The following is a 15,661-nucleotide window of genomic DNA, read 5'->3' as shown; positions in this document are numbered from 1 at the left end:
CACCACCCGCACCACCTGCACGGCCGGCACGCAGCACGACCGGCACGCAGCGCACGACCCGCACGGCACGGCCCGCACGACCCGCACGCACCGCACGCACCGCACGGCACCCCGCCCCACCCACACCAGGAGCCCCCATGCCCAGAACCACGCGACGGACCACCACGAGGCGCACCGCGGTCGCCGCCGGCCTCATGATCTCGAGCATCGCCCTCGCCGGCTGCTCGTCGAACTCCGGCACCGGCGACTCCGCCCCCGACGCCGACACCGACATGCAGGTCGGCTCGATCGACCTCAGCGGCGACTGCCCGGACACCATCGTGATCCAGACCGACTGGAACCCCGAGAGCGAACACGGCCACCTCTACCAGCTGCTCGGGGACGACTACACGGTCGACGCCGGGGCGAAGTCGGTCTCCGGGCCGCTCATGGCCGGCGGCGAGTACGCCGGGGTCGACGTGGAGATCCGCTCGGGCGGGCCGGCGATCGGCTTCTCGACCGTCAGCGCCCAGATGTACCAGGACGACGCCATCACCCTCGGCTACGTCAACACCGACGAGTCGGTGCAGCTGTCGACCGAGCAGCCCACCGTGGCCGTGTTCGCGCCGCTGGAGAAGAACCCGCAGATGATCATGTGGGACCCGGAGACGTACCCGGACGTGACGAGCATCGCCGACCTCAAGGGCACCGACGCGATCGTCCGCTACTTCGGCGGCAGCTCCTGGATGGAGTACCTGCTCGCCGAGGGCATCCTCGACGCCGACCAGGTCGACGGCTCCTACGACGGCACCCCCGCGAACTTCGTCGCCGCCGGCGGGAAGGACGCGCAGCAGGGCTTCGCGAGCGCCGAGCCGTTCGTGTACGAGAACGAGATCGCCGACTGGATGAAGCCGGTCGACTACCAGCTCATCGACGACGCCGGGTGGCGCATCTACCAGGCCTCCGTCTCCGTGAAGAGCGCCGACCTCGAGACCCTCACCCCGTGCCTCCGCGAGCTCGTCCCCGTCCTGCAGCAGGCCGAGGTCGACTTCTTCTCCGACCCGACGGCGACCACCGACCTCATCCTCGAGCTGGTCGAGGAGTTCGACACGGGCTGGGTCTACTCGCAGGGCGTCGCCGACTACAGCGTGAAGACGATGATCGACGACGGGATCGTCAGCAACGGCGACGACGCCACGATCGGCGACTTCGACGACGCGCGCGTCCAGAAGGTCTTCGACGACTCGGTGCCGCTGTTCACGAAGCTCGGCAACCCGCCGGTCGAGGGCCTCACGGCGTCCGACCTGTACACGAACGACTTCATCGACGACAGCATCGGCCTGACCGAGTGACCGGCCCGGCCACCGCCGCGCCGCCCGTCGCCGACGAGGCGGCCCTCGCGGCCCTCGCCGCGGACCTCCGCGCGCTCCTCGGCGACCGCGGCGTCACCACGGACCTGCGGGGGCGCGAGAAGGCGTCCCTCGACGGCGCGTGGATGAGCCCCATCCTCACGGCGCAGCTCCCGCTCGGCCTCGCCGACCTCGTCGCGTTCCCCGCGAGCGCCGAGGAGATCGCCCAGGTCATCGGCCTCGCGGTGCGGCACGGCGTGGGGATCACGCCGCGCGGCAAGGGCACCGGCAACTACGGGCAGGCGATCCCGCTGCACGGCGGCCTCGTGCTCGACCTCAGCCGGGCGCGGCAGGTGGTGGAGGTCGGCGACGGGTTCCTCACCGCCGAGGCCGGCGCGAGCATGGTGCAGCTGGAGCAGGCCGCGGCGCGCACGGGACAGCAGCTCTGGATGTACCCCTCCACCGCCCAGTCCAGCATCGGCGGCTTCCTGTCCGGCGGCAGCGGCGGCACGGGATCCATCCAGCACGGCGCGAACCACATGGGCTTCGTGCAGGCGCTCGACGTCGTGCACGCGGTGCCGGACGCGCGCCTCGAGCACGTCGAGGGCGACGCGGCGCAGCCGTTCGTGCACACGTACGGCACGGCGGGCATCATCGCGCGGGCCACCGTGCGCCTCGAGCCCCTCGTGGACTGGCGGGGGCTCTACGCGAGCTTCCCCGGATTCGACGGGGTGCTCGCGGTGGTGCGGGAGGTCGGCGCGCTGACGCCGACCCCACGGCTCGTGTCGGGCGACCTGCCGGAGGTCGCCGACACCCTGCCGGACGACCCCGCCATCCCGCGCGGCCGGGCGAGCCTCCGGGCGATCCTGCACCCGGACACGATCGCCGCGGCGACCGCGCTGATCGAGGCGGCCGGCGGCCGGGTCGAGGAGATCCGCGAGGGCGCGCCGGCGACCGTGCGGATCAGCATGCTCAGCTACAACCACCCCATCGAGTGGCTGCAGCGCCAGGAGCCGGGCAAGTGGTTCCACGTCGAGGTGTCTGGCGACGCCCTGGTCGAGCGCATCGACGAGGTCCACGCCGTCTACCCCGGCGGCCGCCTGCACATCGAGGCGCAGCACCGGTGCCCGATCGGCATGCTCGCCGGGATCTACGCGTCGCCCGAGCAGGTCCGCGCCGGCATGGCGGCGCTCCGGGCGCTCGGCGTGGGGGTGCACGACCCGCACCAGTACTACGTCGACCACGAGGTGGAGCGGACGGCGGAGCTCGCGCGGCGGACGGATCCACGGGGGCTCCTCAATCCGGGGAAGCTCGACGCGACCCGGCAGGGGCCCACGAAGTACGGCGAGCGGCCGTTCGCGGGAGCGACCTCCGCCACGGCCTCGTGACCACGCGCCTGCTGGCGGAGCTCTCGGGCCCCGCGACCCGGGCGGCGCTCGGACCCGAGTCGGTGATCGTGCTGCCCGTCGGCGCGATCGAGCACCACGGCCCGCACCTGCCGCTCGCGACCGACGCCCTGATCGCGGAGGCCGTCGCCACGGCGGCGGTCGCGCAGGGCGTCGCGGAGGGGCTCGACCTCTGGCAGCTGCCCACCCTGTCGTTCACGAAGTCGGACGAGCACCACTGGGCCTCCGGGACGATGTGGCTGACGTGGGAGACCCTCATGTCGACGCTCGTCGACCTCGGCCGGTCGGTCGCCGCGACGCCCGCCCGGCGGCTGGTGTTCGTCAACGGGCACGGCGGCAACGCGGCGCTCCTCGGCGTCGCGAACCGCGAGCTCCGGCGCCGGTTCGGGCTCCGGACGTTCAGCATGGCCGCCGGGGGCGTGCGGGCGGCGACCGGGGCGGACGGCGAGCCGGACGAGCTGGGCATGGGGATCCACGCGGGGTTCGGCGAGACCTCCCTCATGCTGCACCTGCGGCCGGACCTCGTCGACATGACGCTCGCCGAGCGCAACGTGCCGGAGCACCTCGCGGACCTCCGGCACGTGGGCTTCAACGGCTACCCCGTGCAGTTCGGGTGGCTGAGCGACGACTTCGGGCCGTCCGGCGTCGTCGGCGACCCCACCGGCGCCACGGCCGAGCGCGGGGCCGTCGTCTTCCAGGACGCGGTGCGCGCCGCGGTCGGCGCGCTGCACGAGATCGCCGTCTTCCATCCGTCCGAGCCGCCCGCGCCGTCCGGGCCGCCCGCGCGATGACGGTGCCCGTCGTGGATCCCGTCGCGCTCGCGCTGTCGTGGCTGCCCGGGCCGGCGGATCCGGACCGGCCGCAGATCACGGTCGCGACGGTCGACGCGGACGGCGGCCCCGACGCGCGCACCGTGCTGCTCACGGCCGCCGACGCCCGCGGCTTCGCGTTCCACACGGACGCGCGCTCCCGCAAGGCGGCGCAGATCGCGGCCGAGCCGCGGGTGGCGATCGTGGTGCTCTGGCCGCTCTTCACGCGCCAGCTCGTGATCCGCGGCGTGGCGTCACCCGTGGACCCCGCCGAGGCGCGCGCCGCCTACCTGTCCCGATCGCCGTACCTGCAGCAGCTCGCGTGGCAGAACACGCGCGAGCTGGCGGTGCTCCCGCGCGCCGAGCGGGTGGCGGCGTGGGAACGGTTCCCGGCGGAGCACCCGGACGCGCACGGGACCGACGGCCCGGAGCCGCCGCCGACCTGGACGGGGTTCCTGGTGCGGCCCACGCGGCTCACGTTCTGGGAGAGCGACTCCGAGGCGGCGAGCCGACGCCGGGAGTTCTCGCGGCCCTCCCCGGACGCGGAGGAGTGGGTCGAGGAGCACCTGCCCGGCTGAGGCGCGCGGCCGGTCGCGGCGGCCGGCGCCGTGCCTCGGGCTAGCCCGCCCGACGCGCGGCGAGCAGGTCGGCGAGGTCGCGCACGAGCGCCGGCTCCTCCGCCGTCGCGAGCACGCCGTCGCGCACCACCACGCGGCCGCCCACGATCACGTGCCGGGGCCGGCGCCCGGGCGCGGCCCAGAGCAGCCCGGCGACCGGATCCGCGACACCCGCGTCCTGGACGCCCGACACGTCCCACACGCACGCGTCGCCGGCGGCTCCCGGACGCAGGTGCCCGAGCTCCGGGCGGCCGAGCCCGCGCGCGGATCCGCCGGTCGCCAGGGCGAGCGCCTCGCGCGCGGCGAGCGGGCGTCCGACGAGCGGCGCGACCTGCATGGCGAGCCGCGCGTCCGCGAGGAGGTGCCCGGCGTCGTTGCTGCCCCCGCCGCTCGTGCCGAGGCCCACCGGGACGCCCGCGTCGAGGAGCGCGGCCACGGGCGCGATGCCCCAGCCCATCGGCAGGTCGCAGCCGGGCGCGTGCGTCGCCGTGACGCCGCGGGCGGCGAGCCGGGCGATCTCCTCCGCGGTCACGCCGCAGAGGTGCGCGAGGGTGACGTCGTCGGCGAGCCAGCCCCAGTCGTCGAGGAGGTCGAGGGGGCGGCGCCCGTAGCGGTCGGCCGCGATGGCCACGTCGACCTGCTCGTTCGCCTGGGTCCGCCGGCGGAGTCCATGGCGGGCCGCGACCTCGCCGAGGAGGCGGAACGTCTCCTCGCCGTCGCTGTGCACGCCGGCGGGGCCGACGGCGACCTGCAGCATCCCGTCGTCGGCGATGCCGTGCACGGCGCCCGGGACGAGCGCGGCGACGACGGCCTCCGCGGAGAGCGCCGCCTCCTGGGGGTCGTCCCGCGCGGACCCGCGGACGAACACGATCCGCCCGCCGAGGGACGCGGCCGCGTCGGCGGCGCCCCGCGCGATGGCCGTGCCGTCGGAGCCCGACGGCCAGGTGAGGTGGTGGTCGGCCACGGTCGTGACGCCCGCGAGCAGCCCCTCGGCGACGCCGACGCGGGCGGATGCGCGGGCGAGCTCGCCGTCCACGCCCACGGCCCGGTAGGCCGCGGCCATCGTGGGCAGCCACTCGGCCATCGGCACCCCGCGGGTGCCCGGCAGGGTCCGGAACGCGCTCTGCAGCAGGTGGTGGTGGGCGTTGACGAGGCCCGGGGTGATGACGCAGCCGGAGACGTCGAGCGTCTCGTCGAGCGTCTCGTCGTCCCCGTCCGCCGAGCCGGCAGCCGCCCCGGGATCCCCGGCGGCCGCGCCGTCGATGACCCGCCCGCCGCGGATGAGGAGGTCGCCGTCGCGCTCGGTGCGGTCGTCGACGAGGATGCGGACGGCGCCGCGCAGGGTGAGCATCCTCCCGTTCTAGCAGCGGCGTGTTGCGGGCCCGTGACGGGACGCGGTCGGTCGTGCGCGGACGCGCTGACGCGCGGGGCCGGGCGACGCGGGCGCCGAGCGGCACGCCCCGTCGGGCGACAGGCGTCGGGCGACGCACGCCGCGCGTCAGGGGCGGGTCGAGGGATCCGCGTCGGCCGTGACGACGGGCGGTCGCCCGCCGTCGCCCGCGCGAAGCTGACGCAGCAGGTCGTCCACGCGGGGGATCGCGCGCCGGGTCTGCACGATGGAGAACGCGCCCACCGCCAGGAAGACGACGAGGACGAGCCAGCCCGTCGGCGTCGCGGGGTCCGTCAGCACGATGACGATGCCGAGCAGGACGAAGGCGGCGAGCGGGATCAGCGCCCAGACCGACCGCCGGAGCTGCGCCCGCCGCCACTCCAGCGCGGGCACCCACACGGCCGGGTCCGCGTCCGCCGGCAGCCGGCCGGTCGTCATGGCCCGCTGGATCTCCACGTTGGTCGAGGTCCCGCCGCTGCGCCGCCGCTGTCGACCGAGGACGAACGCCATCAGGGCGCCGAAGAGCATCGCGGTGACGAGTCGGATGCCCGTCAGGAGCGGGTCGAGGAGATCCTCGCGGGCGAACGCGTCGAACACCGTGCGCATCACGAAGAAGATCGCCGTCGACAGGAGGAACATCACCCCGAGCGGCGCGGTCTCCAGCCGGCGCCAGCCGTTCACCGGGCGGCCGTCGGACGGGGGCGGGCGGGAAGCGTCATCGTCTCTCCTCGGATGGGTGGCCGGATCCGGGATCGCCGGGGCGCACTGCACCCTATCCACCGGGTGCGGCCGGGACGGCGGCGGGGCATCGCGTCCCGATGACGCGTCCACCCGGCCGGCCCGCCCCTGGCTCGCCGGTCGACCGCTAGTCCGAGCCGGGATCGTCGCGGTCGCGGCGCGCGTCGCCCTCCGCGTCGAGCAGCGGCATGAGGAGCGCGTCGATGCGGGCGAGGCGGGTCGCACGGGTCACCCGCTGCCCGACGAGCACCGCCGCGAACAGCGCGAGGAACGGCCAGAGGGCGCCGGGGCCGCCGAGGACCCCCCAGGCGACGCCAGCCAGCAGCATCAGGATCGCGAGCACCGTCAGCAGCGGACCTGTCTCGGACTCGGCCGATGCGCGGCGCCGCAGGAGCGCGCCCGTCCACGCCTCAGTGTCCGCGTCCTCCGGCAGCACGCCGTCCTCCAGCGCCTCCGTGACCACGAGTCCGTCGGGGTGCGGCCCGGTCCGCTCGCGCGCGCGGTGCAGGACGAGCGCGAGGATCGCCCCGCCCACGGCACCCACCACCAGCTGCGCGGTCAGGTGCGCCGGCGCCAGGACGTCCTCGCCGAGGGAGGCGTCCACGAGGGCCCGGGCACCCAGGAAGGCGACGACGAGCGGCACGACCATCAGGATGATCGGCCCGGTCAGCCATCGTCGGCGAGCACGCCGGTACCAGCCCCGCGCGGCGCCCGTCACGGTGTCGCCCCGGCGAGGCGTCGGGCCGCGATCGCGACGGGACGCAGCCGCCTCACCAGGCAGGGGCGGCGTCGGGGAGGGCGCGGTGCGTCATCGTGTCTCCTCGGATGCGGGGCGCCGGGTCTGTGGGCACCGCGGCACGACCCTATCCAGCGGCCGGGGGGATCCCGTCCCCGGGCGCGGGCGGCGCCCAGGCGGCGCGCTCCTCGGCGTCCTGCACGCTGCGCTCCTGGAGCGGGATGAGGAGGGCGTCCACGCGGTCGCGGCGGGAGGAGCGGGAGACGATGTGCCACGCGGACCACGTCGTGAGCACCGCGAGCCCGACGAGGAACACGGCGTCGGCGGCATCGCGCGGGTCGCCGGCCCCGCCGCGCGCCGGGATGACGACCAGGAACGCCAGGCCGACCACGAGCACGAGCGTGACGGGCATGCCCCAGGTCTCCTGGCGGATCTCGTGCCGGCGGCGCTCCAGCGCGCCGAGCCAGGCGGACGCATCGGCGCCCGAGGGCAGCTCGCCGTCCTCCACCGCCTCCGACACCTCGACCTCGCGCGGCGCACCGGGCCGCAGGCGCGCGCGGATGCGGCGCGACCCGATCGCCAGGGTCGCGAAGAGCGCGGCGATCACGATCCGGAGGACGAGGGCGCCGGACCCCTCCGAGGGCCCGCCCACGTCGAGCGCCCAGAGCCAGACGTAGGACAGGGCGGCGATCACGAGCGCCTGCACGACGGCGGGGGCGTCGGCCCACGCGCGGCGGACCCGTCGGAACAGCGGCTGCCGGCGGTCGGGAGCGGTCGTGGTCATGGGGCCTCCTCGTCCCGCGCGGCGGATGCGGCGCGCGGCGCCGAGGGAGCCCCCCGGCATCCGCGCCCACCCTATCCACGCGGCCGCGGGGGCTTGACGCGGGCGGTACCCTTCGCGTGCCGGCGGTCGGGGGCATCGCGGACCGGCGCCTGAGCGGATCCGACCCCCGGCCGTGGGAGGCTGGGCGCCGACGGGCACGCGTCCCGTGCCATCCCGCCGTCCACCCGTCCCGCGCCCGCTCGCCGGCGCGCCCGTCCCGGAGGTGCCGTGCTCGAGATCGCCGCCGAGGTGCTCGACGCCCTCGCCGACGGCCGCCGCCTCGCCATCGCGTGCGTGACCGACGTGCTGGGCAGCGCGCCGCGCACGGCCGGGACCGCGATGGCCGTGGACGACCGGGGCCGCGTCATCGGATCCATCTCCGGCGGGTGCGTCGAGGGCGCGGTCGTCGAGGTCGCCGCGAGCGTGCTCGACGACGGGGTCCCGGTGCTCACGTCCTTCGGCGTCAGCGACGACGACGCGTTCCAGGTCGGCCTCACCTGCGGCGGGCGGATCGGCGTGGTCGTGGTCGAGCTCGCCCCGTCGGGGGATCCGCGCTCGCCCGTCCCGGACGCCGTGCGCGCCGCCCTCGAGGACGCCCGCGCGGGACGCGGCGCCTCGCTCGCCCTCGTGGTGGAGGGCCCGACGGCCGGCACGTGGATCACCGCCGCGCCCGACCCCGACGTCGACGCGGCCGTCGGCGCCGACCCCGCCCGGCGGATCCGCGCCGAGCTCGCCGCGCGCCTCGCCGCCGGCCGCTCGGGCACCACGGAGGTGGACTGCGCCGACGGGCCGCTCCGGGTGCTGCACCTCGTCGCCGCGCCGCCGCCGCGCCTCCTCGTCTTCGGCGCCGTCGACTTCTCGGCCGCCCTCGCGGACGCCGCCGCGCTCCTCGGCTACCGGGTCACCGTGTGCGACGCCCGGCCCGCCTTCGCCACCCGCGCGCGCTTCCCGTCCGCGCACGAGGTGGTCGCCGAGTGGCCCGACGAGTACCTGGCCCGCACCGAGGTCGACGCCCGCACCGTGATCTGCGTGCTCACCCACGACGACCGCTTCGACGTGCCGCTCCTCGTCGCCGCGCTCCGCCTGCCCGTCGCGTTCGTCGGGGCGATGGGATCCCGCACGACGCACGAGCGCCGCCGCGCCCGCCTCGTGGAGGAGGGCCTGACCGACGCGGAGCTCGCGCGGCTCCGGTCGCCCATCGGCCTCGACATCGGCGCGAGCACGCCCGAGGAGACGGCCGTCTCGATCCTCGCGGAGGTGCTCGCGGCCCGCGCCGGCGCCGCGGGCGCACCGCTCACGACCACCACCGGGCCGATCCACGGGGAGACCTCATGACCGCCGCATCCGCATCCGCCGCGTCCGCCGTGCCGGCCCAGCCCGGCCTCGCCCGCCGCCTCGGCCTCCTCGACGCCACCGTGCTCGGCCTGGGCGCCATGATCGGCGCCGGCGTCTTCGCCGTCATGCCCGCGGCGGCGCGGGCGGCCGGCGGCGGGCTGCTCATCGGGCTGGCGATCGCCGCGCTCGTCGCCTTCTGCAACGCGACCGCGTCCGCGCAGCTCGCGGCCCGCTACCCGTCGTCCGGCGGCTCGTACCTCTACGGCCGGGAGCGCCTGGGCGCGTGGCCGGGCTTCCTCGCGGGCTGGTCGTTCGTCATCGGCAAGACCGCGAGCTGCGCCGCCATGGCCCTCACCTTCGCCGCGTACGCCGTGCCGGCCGCCTGGCAGCGACCGGTCGCGGCACTCGCCGTGGCCGCGCTCGCGGTCGTCGGCTGCCTCGGCGTGACCCGCACGGCCCGGCTCGCCCGGGTGATCATCACGGTCGTCCTCGCGGTCATCGCGCTCGTGCTCGTGGCGGGCCTCGTCGCGGGCGGGCCGGGAGCGGCCGCGGGCCCCGCGGCGGGTGTCGTCGACACGACCCCCTACGGCGTGCTCCAGTCCGCGGGCCTGCTGTTCTTCGCCTTCGCGGGATACGCGCGCATCGCGACCATGGGGGAGGAGGTGCGGGATCCCGCCCGCACGATCCCGCGCGCGATCCTCCTGGCGCTCGGCGGCGCCCTCGTCGTCTACGCGCTCGTCGCCGTGACCCTGCTCGGGGTGCTCGGGGAGGCGCGCCTCGCCGGATCCACCGCGCCGCTCGCCGACGTCGTCCGCGACGCGGGCTGGGCGTGGGCGGTGCCCGTGGTGGCGATCGGCGCGGCCTGCGCGTGCCTCGGGGCGCTGCTGGCGCTCCTCGCCGGGATCGGGCGCACGTCGCTCGCGATGGCGCGCGAGGGCGACCTGCCGCGCGGGCTCGCCGTCGTGCACCCGCGGTACCGGGTGCCGCAGCGCGCGGAGATCGCCGTCGCGGTGGTCGTCGTGGCGCTCGTGCTCACGGTGGACCTCCGGGGCGTCGTCGGCTTCTCGTCGTTCGGCGTCCTGCTGTACTACGTGGTCGCCAACGCCGCGGCCTTCACCCAGGACCGCGCCGACCGCCGCTACCCCAAGGCGCTGCAGGTGACCGGCGTCGTCGGCTGCCTGGTGCTCGTGGCGACCCTGCCGCTGCCGTCGATCGCCGCGGGCGCGGGCGTCCTCGCCGTGGGCGTGGTCGGGCGGGCGGTCGTGCTCGCCCGGCGGCGCCGCGGATCCGCGCCCGCCGCCTGATCCCGCCGCCTGATCCCGCTCAGGACTCCCGCGTGCCCCGCTCGCCGAGGGTCGTCGGGCTGTCGAACCGCGGCTGCGGCCCGCCGCCGTGGAGGAGCCGCCACACGCGGTCGCGCGACATGGGCAGGTCGTGCGGCCGGATCCCGATCGCGTCGCGCACCGCGTTCGCGAGCGCCGGCGCGACCGGGTTGTAGGGCGCCTCGCTCATCGACTTCGCGCCGAGCGGCCCGTTGTCGTCGTGCGTGTCGGCGAAGAGCACCTCGGTCACGGGCAGGTCGGCGAGCTGGGGGATGTGGTAGTTCCGCAGCACGTCGGTGAGGATCCGCCCCTCCCCGTCGTGCACGACCTCCTCGTACATGGCCGTGCCGATCGCCTGCGCCGTGCCGCCCTCGACCTGGCCGCGCAGCTGCGCGGGGTTCAGCACGGTGCCCGCGTCGACGGCCTGCACGGAGCGGAGGATGCGCACCTCGCCGGTCGCCGGATCCACCGCCACCCGGAACGCGTGCACGTTGAACGCGAGGGAGCGGAGCGCGCCGTCCTCGCGGGCCTCCGCGGCGAGCCCGTCGGGCCCGACGAGGTCGGCGACGGGCACCCGGACATCGCCGGCGACGAGCGCGTCGGGCGTGAGGGCGAACGCGGCGCCGGCGATCCCCGTGCGCGCTGAGGCGCCCTCCCGCAGCAGGTCGGCGAGCGCGGTCGCGGCCCGGTGCACGGCCTTCCCGGCGACGACGGAGCCCGCCGAGCCGAAGGCGCCCGTGTCGTAGCCGGTGACGTCGGTGTCGGACTGGCGGATGCGGATCCGGTCGGGCGTCGTCCCCAGCGCGGTCGCGGCGAGCTGCGCGTGCACCGTGGTGGTGCCGTTGCCGAACTCGGCCGTGCCCACCGACACCGTCACGATCCCGTCCGCGGCGAGCCCCACGTGCACCTCGGCGAAGTGCCCGCGCGGCGGCATGGTCGCGATCATCGCCGCCGCCATGCCCTCGCCCACGAGCCAGCGGTCACCGTCCGGCACCGGGTCCCCGCCGCCGTCGCGGAGCGCCGCCTCGGCGAGGTCGAGGCACTGGTCGAGGCCGTAGCTGCCGCCGAAGCCGAGGTCCGGGCCCTCCGCGTGCGTGATGATCAGCGGATCGCCCGGCACGACCGCGTTCCGCCGTCGGATCTCGAAGCCCGAGATGCCGAGCCTCCGCGCCAGCTCGTCGAGCGCCGACTCGATCGCGAAGATCACCTGCCCGAGGCCGTAGCCCCGGAAGGCGCCCGACGGGAGGTTGTTCGTGTAGACGCTCTGCGCGTCCACGCGCTTGGCCGGTGCGCGGTACAGGGCGATCGACTCGTTGCAGCCGTGGAACATGACGCCCGGGCCGTGGTTGCCGTAGGCGCCCGTGTCCGAGAGCACGTCGACCGCGAGGGCCGTGAGCACGCCGTCGGCGGTGGCGCCGACCGTCACGCCCACCCGCATGGGGTGCCGCGCAGGCGAGAGCGTGAACTCGTCGGACCGCGTGAACTCCAGCTGCACGGGGCGGCCGGTCGCGAGGACGGCGAGGGTCACGACGTCCTCCGTGAGGATCTCCTGCTTGCCGCCGAAGCCGCCGCCCACGCGCGCCGTGAACACGCGCACGCGGTCGGGCTCCAGCTCGAACAGCCGGCAGATCTCCCGCTGCACGAGGAACGGCACCTGCGAGCTCGTGCGGAGGACGAGGCGGCCCTCCTCCATCCAGCCGACGGTCGCGTGCGTCTCGAGGTGCGTGTGCGCGACGCGCTGCGTGGACCAGGTGCCCGACACGACCTCCGCGGCCTCCGCGAGCCCGCGCGCCACGTCGCCGTGCTCGCCGTGCATCTCGGCGACGATGTTCCGCTGCGGGTCGGCGAGGCGGGAGACGGCGGGGTCCTTGTCGCCGTGCACGAGGGGCGCGCCGGGCCGCCGGGCGTCCTCGGGGTCGAACACCGCGGGCAGCGGCTCGTAGTCGACCCGGACGAGGCGCACGGCCTCCTCGGCGATCCCGACGGTGTCGGCGATCACGGCCGCGACGCGCTGGCCGCGGAACCGCACCACGTCGTCGAAGACGCGGCTGTCGTCGGGGTCGTCGAAGCGGTCCTCGTGCCGGGCGGACGAGTAGAGCGTCGCGGGGGAGTCGTGGTGCGTGAGGACCGCGTGCACGCCCGGCAGCGCGAGGGCCGCGGAGGCGTCGATCGAGAGGATCCGCGCGTGCGGGTGGGGGCTGCGCACCAGGCTCGCGTGCAGGAGGCCGGGGACCGTCACGTCGAGCGTGTACGGCTCGAGCCCGCTGACGACGCGCTCGCTCGCGGGGGCGTGCAGGGACGTGCCGACGCGGCCGCTCTGGGCGCGCTCGCCGGTGCGGGCACGCTCGTCCGTCGGGGCGCCGGGAGCCGTGGATGCGGTCGCCCGCACCGGCCCCAGCCCCTCGGGTCGCGCGCCGCCGCAGCCCGCTGCGTGCGCGTGGTCCGGCCCGCCGTGCTCGCCGCGGATCGCCTCGTCGATGGCGCGGTACCCCGTGCACCGGCAGAGGCTGCTCTTCATCAGGCGGGGGAGGTCGTCCAGCTCGTCGTCGCCCAGCGACGCCGCCGTGACCACCATGCCGGGAGTGCAGAACCCGCACTGGAACCCGGCCGCCTCCACGAAGCGCTCCTGCACCGGATGCAGGTCGCCCGGCGTCCCGAGGCCCGCCGCGGTCGTGACCACGCGGCCCGCCGCCCGGAACGCCGGCATGATGCACGAGTGCACGGCCTCCCCGTCGAGGAGCACCGCGCACGCGCCGCAGTCGCCCGAGTCGCAGCCCTTCTTGACGCTGTGCACCTCGTGCTCGCGGAGCCACGTGCGGAGGCTCTGGCCGGGGGCGGGGTCGCCCGGGATGTCGCGTCCGTCCACCGTCATGCTCATGCGCGGGCTCCCGTCGTCGTGGTGGCCGCGGGCCCGGGCGGGGTGCCGCGCTCGCCGGATGCGGGGCCGTCGCCCGCGCCCGACGCGTCCCCGGCCAGCTCCGCGCGGATCTCCTCCGCCAGCAGCCCGCTCACCGACCGGCGCCAGTCGGCGGCCCCGTGCGCGTCGGTGAACCAGGATCCGATCGCCCGCACGTCGTCCGCGAGCGCGCCCGCCGCGGGGAGCGCCGGGTAGCGGAGCAGCTCGGGCCGGAGCGTCGCGCCGGTGACGCAGAGCGTGAACGCGCCGTCCTCGTCCCGCCGCCCGATGACCACGGACCCCGACCGCCCGATGGGCGACAGCGCGATCTTCCGGAACGCCGTCCGGGCCCGCAGCGCCGACGCCGGCACGTGGATCGAGCGCAGCACGTCCCCGGGGTGGAGCGCCGTGGTGCGGTCGCCCGTCACGAGCTCGGCGACGGGCATCCGCTCGTCGTGCGCCGACACCTCGTCGGTCGCGGCGCGCCAGATGAGGGCGTCGGCGTCGAGCGCGGCGGCGAGCGCCGTCATGGGACCGGCGGGGAGGGCGGAGCAGATGTTGCCGCCGACCGTGGCGACCCGCCAGATCTTGGTCGACCCGAACAGCGCGGTGCACGCCTGCCGGAACAGCGGGTGCGCCGACCAGCCCTCCCGCCGTCCGAGCCCGGCGACCTCCGCGATGGTGCACGTCGCGGCGATCTCGAGCCCGTCGTCGGTCACCGTCAGCGCCGGCCAGCCGAGCGTCTGCAGGTCCACGAGCCCGGTGAGGTGCGGGTGCGGCTCGGCGAAGATCCCGGATCCCCCGGCGAGCGCCGCGACCGACGGACCGAGCGCGCCGAGGTCGTCCCGCGATCGCGCGGGGAGGACGGAGCGGACGGTGGGCTGGTCCATGGGTCTCCTCCCGGGCGTCACCGGGTCGACGGCCGCGGATCCAGTAGAGCGCAGTCGTGTGTCGGGCGTGTGACAGCGATCCTCGCACCCGCCACCGCGCGCCCCCGACCGGCGCCCCCGCGCTTGCCGACCCTCACCGGCAGCTGTCACAGTCGGGTGATCGACCCGGGGGACACCATGAGCAGCCGCACGCCCGCACGCAGCCGACGACGACGACGCGCGGCCCCGGCGGCCCGCGGTGCGGCCGCGCTCGCCGCGTCCGCCCTCCTCCTCGCCGGATGCTCCGCGGGTCCGGACGGCCCGCCGCCCGTCCCGTTCGACGCCGTGGCCATGCCGGCCGAGGCGCCGACCGCCACCCCGGGCCAGCGCCTCGCGCTCGGCGACCCGATCGCCCTCCCGAGCGCGGACGCGACCGGCGCCGTGTCCGACGTCGTCGCGACGGCGCTGCTCGGCGTGGTCGAGGGCCAGCCCACCTACTGGTCCGGCTACGAGGACGGCGAGCGGTTCACGGATCGGACCCCCTACTTCGCGTTCGTGCAGACCCGGTGGCTCCAGGGCGAGCGCGGCCCGCAGGACGAGCCGGTCCTCCGCCCGTTCCTCGCCGACGGCACGGAGGTCGACATCATCCAGCGCGAGGTGGGCGGCATCAGCATGGGCGGCGAGTGCCCGTACGAGGTGCCGGACCTCCGCCTGGAGGAGGGCCACGACGTCGCGGAGGACCTCGCGTGCGTCGTCTACGCGGTCCCCGCCGGCCAGGAGCTGACGGAGCTGCGCTGGCACGACGTCCCGCGCATCGTCGTGCAGACGCCGGATCCCGCCACGCACCCGTTCCTCGCGGCCCCCGTGGTCTGGGAGGTCGACCCCCTGCCGGCCACCCCGGTGGAGGGCTGACCGCCGTGGGCCCGTCGCGCCTCGCCCGCCGGGAGCTCCGGGCCGCGGCCGTGCTCCTCCTCGCCCAGGGCGTCCTGATGGAGGGCCTGGTGGCCGTCGGGCTCGTCGTCCTGCTGGTCCTCGGCGTCCCGCAGTCCACGTTGACGGACGACGCGAAGGTCTTCGCGCTGCCGTACCTGCAGGAGAACCTCCACCTGATGATGGCGATGAGCGGCATCTTCGCCGCCCTCCGCATCACCGCGGGCATCGGCCTCTGGCGGGACCGGCTGTGGGGGCTCGCGCTCGCCGGGATCATGTGCGCGGTGACCCTCGTGCTCATGGTGTTCCTGCTGCCGGCCGGGCTCCTCGACGGCGTGCTCTCCGGCACGGCCCTCGTCCTCCTCCTGCACGCGCGGCTCGGCCGCGACGCCGACGGGCGCCCCCGACCCGCCCTGCCCGCGCGCTGACCGCCCCCGGCCGGGGGCGCGCACCCGCGCTCGG

Annotated in this window: 14 protein-coding genes; 8 read left to right on the top strand and 6 right to left on the bottom strand. The window is 76.3% G+C overall.

The genetic code is table 11. The features are described 5' to 3' along the window. The first annotated feature begins 137 nt into the window (after positions 1-137). The 4 genes from ACT7CP_RS10055 to ACT7CP_RS10040 are packed head-to-tail and all read left to right on the top strand — an operon-like array spanning position 138 to position 4,121. Positions 138-1,331: a substrate-binding domain-containing protein gene (locus ACT7CP_RS10055; RefSeq protein WP_413962663.1), complete on the top strand. Its 1,194-nt coding sequence runs from the start codon at positions 138-140 to the stop codon at positions 1,329-1,331. Continuing rightward, the gene (locus ACT7CP_RS10050; protein WP_445442098.1) at positions 1,328-2,716 is read left to right on the top strand and encodes an FAD-binding oxidoreductase; all 1,389 of its coding nucleotides are present in this window, start codon (positions 1,328-1,330) and stop codon (positions 2,714-2,716) included. The genes ACT7CP_RS10055 and ACT7CP_RS10050 overlap by 4 nt, the downstream gene beginning before the upstream one ends. Further along, on the top strand, positions 2,713-3,525 hold the full coding sequence (locus ACT7CP_RS10045) for a creatininase family protein (RefSeq protein WP_445442097.1): 813 nt from the start codon (positions 2,713-2,715) through the stop codon (positions 3,523-3,525). The genes ACT7CP_RS10050 and ACT7CP_RS10045 overlap by 4 nt, the downstream gene beginning before the upstream one ends. Positions 3,526-3,536: 11 nt before the next feature. Then, complete coding sequence (locus ACT7CP_RS10040; protein ID WP_445442096.1) at positions 3,537-4,121, top strand: pyridoxine/pyridoxamine 5'-phosphate oxidase; 585 nt, start codon at positions 3,537-3,539, stop codon at positions 4,119-4,121. A gap of 40 nt (positions 4,122-4,161) precedes the next feature. Here ACT7CP_RS10040 and ACT7CP_RS10035 read toward each other — a convergent pair whose 3' ends face one another. The 4 genes from ACT7CP_RS10035 to ACT7CP_RS10020 all read right to left on the bottom strand — a co-directional run bounded on the left by ACT7CP_RS10035 (position 4,162) and on the right by ACT7CP_RS10020 (position 7,808). Next, positions 4,162-5,511 carry an amidohydrolase family protein gene (locus ACT7CP_RS10035; RefSeq protein WP_445442095.1) on the bottom strand — a complete coding sequence of 450 codons (1,350 nt, stop codon included), beginning with the start codon at positions 5,509-5,511 and terminating at the stop codon, positions 4,162-4,164. Positions 5,512-5,658: 147 nt separating this feature from the next. After that, a complete protein-coding gene (locus tag ACT7CP_RS10030; protein WP_445442094.1) occupies positions 5,659-6,231 on the bottom strand; it encodes a hypothetical protein in 573 nt (190 codons plus the stop codon). Positions 6,232-6,415: 184 nt separating this feature from the next. Next, the gene (locus ACT7CP_RS10025; RefSeq protein WP_445442093.1) at positions 6,416-6,937 is read right to left on the bottom strand and encodes a hypothetical protein; all 522 of its coding nucleotides are present in this window, start codon (positions 6,935-6,937) and stop codon (positions 6,416-6,418) included. A 214-nt stretch (positions 6,938-7,151) separates the two neighbouring features. Then, positions 7,152-7,808 (bottom strand): hypothetical protein, encoded by a 657-nt coding sequence (locus tag ACT7CP_RS10020; RefSeq protein WP_445442092.1) that lies wholly within the window; start codon positions 7,806-7,808, stop codon positions 7,152-7,154. A gap of 267 nt (positions 7,809-8,075) precedes the next feature. Between ACT7CP_RS10020 and ACT7CP_RS10015 the strand changes: the two genes are divergently transcribed. Both ACT7CP_RS10015 and ACT7CP_RS10010 read left to right on the top strand, forming a co-directional pair. Continuing rightward, the gene (locus ACT7CP_RS10015; protein ID WP_445442091.1) at positions 8,076-9,182 is read left to right on the top strand and encodes an XdhC family protein; all 1,107 of its coding nucleotides are present in this window, start codon (positions 8,076-8,078) and stop codon (positions 9,180-9,182) included. After that, on the top strand, positions 9,179-10,486 hold the full coding sequence (locus ACT7CP_RS10010) for an APC family permease (RefSeq protein ID WP_445442090.1): 1,308 nt from the start codon (positions 9,179-9,181) through the stop codon (positions 10,484-10,486). Before ACT7CP_RS10015 ends, ACT7CP_RS10010 begins: the two co-directional genes overlap by 4 nt. A 19-nt stretch (positions 10,487-10,505) precedes the next feature. Here the strand turns inward: ACT7CP_RS10010 and ACT7CP_RS10005 are convergent, their stop codons facing one another. After that, the gene (locus tag ACT7CP_RS10005) at positions 10,506-13,382 is read right to left on the bottom strand and encodes a molybdopterin-dependent oxidoreductase (RefSeq protein WP_445442089.1); all 2,877 of its coding nucleotides are present in this window, start codon (positions 13,380-13,382) and stop codon (positions 10,506-10,508) included. After that, positions 13,379-14,290, bottom strand: coding sequence for an FAD binding domain-containing protein (locus tag ACT7CP_RS10000; RefSeq protein WP_445442088.1), 912 nt, complete (start codon positions 14,288-14,290; stop codon positions 13,379-13,381). Before ACT7CP_RS10000 ends, ACT7CP_RS10005 begins: the two co-directional genes overlap by 4 nt. 177 nt (positions 14,291-14,467) lie before the next feature. Here ACT7CP_RS10000 and ACT7CP_RS09995 point away from each other — a divergent pair, with 177 nt between their 5' ends. Next, positions 14,468-15,181: a hypothetical protein gene (locus ACT7CP_RS09995; protein ID WP_445442087.1), complete on the top strand. Its 714-nt coding sequence runs from the start codon at positions 14,468-14,470 to the stop codon at positions 15,179-15,181. 5 nt (positions 15,182-15,186) lie between these two features. Further along, a complete protein-coding gene (locus tag ACT7CP_RS09990; RefSeq protein WP_445442086.1) occupies positions 15,187-15,627 on the top strand; it encodes a hypothetical protein in 441 nt (146 codons plus the stop codon). Positions 15,628-15,661: the final 34 nt, after the last annotated feature.

It is taken from the genome of Clavibacter rahimiani, assembly GCF_052654495.1.
Note: the sequence above shows the minus strand (reverse complement) of the source record. Positions and strands in the feature narration are given on the sequence as shown.

Coding starts and splice junctions, on each gene's coding strand:
- ACT7CP_RS10035 (WP_445442095.1), bottom strand. CDS start 5,511: ATGCTCACCCTGCGCGGCGCCGTCCGCATCCTCGTCGACGACCGCACC.
- ACT7CP_RS10025 (WP_445442093.1), bottom strand. CDS start 6,937: ATGGTCGTGCCGCTCGTCGTCGCCTTCCTGGGTGCCCGGGCCCTCGTG.
- ACT7CP_RS10020 (WP_445442092.1), bottom strand. CDS start 7,808: ATGACCACGACCGCTCCCGACCGCCGGCAGCCGCTGTTCCGACGGGTC.
- ACT7CP_RS10000 (WP_445442088.1), bottom strand. CDS start 14,290: ATGGACCAGCCCACCGTCCGCTCCGTCCTCCCCGCGCGATCGCGGGAC.
- ACT7CP_RS10055 (WP_413962663.1), top strand. CDS start 138: ATGCCCAGAACCACGCGACGGACCACCACGAGGCGCACCGCGGTCGCC.
- ACT7CP_RS10010 (WP_445442090.1), top strand. CDS start 9,179: ATGACCGCCGCATCCGCATCCGCCGCGTCCGCCGTGCCGGCCCAGCCC.
- ACT7CP_RS10005 (WP_445442089.1), bottom strand. CDS start 13,382: ATGAGCATGACGGTGGACGGACGCGACATCCCGGGCGACCCCGCCCCC.
- ACT7CP_RS09995 (WP_445442087.1), top strand. CDS start 14,468: ATGAGCAGCCGCACGCCCGCACGCAGCCGACGACGACGACGCGCGGCC.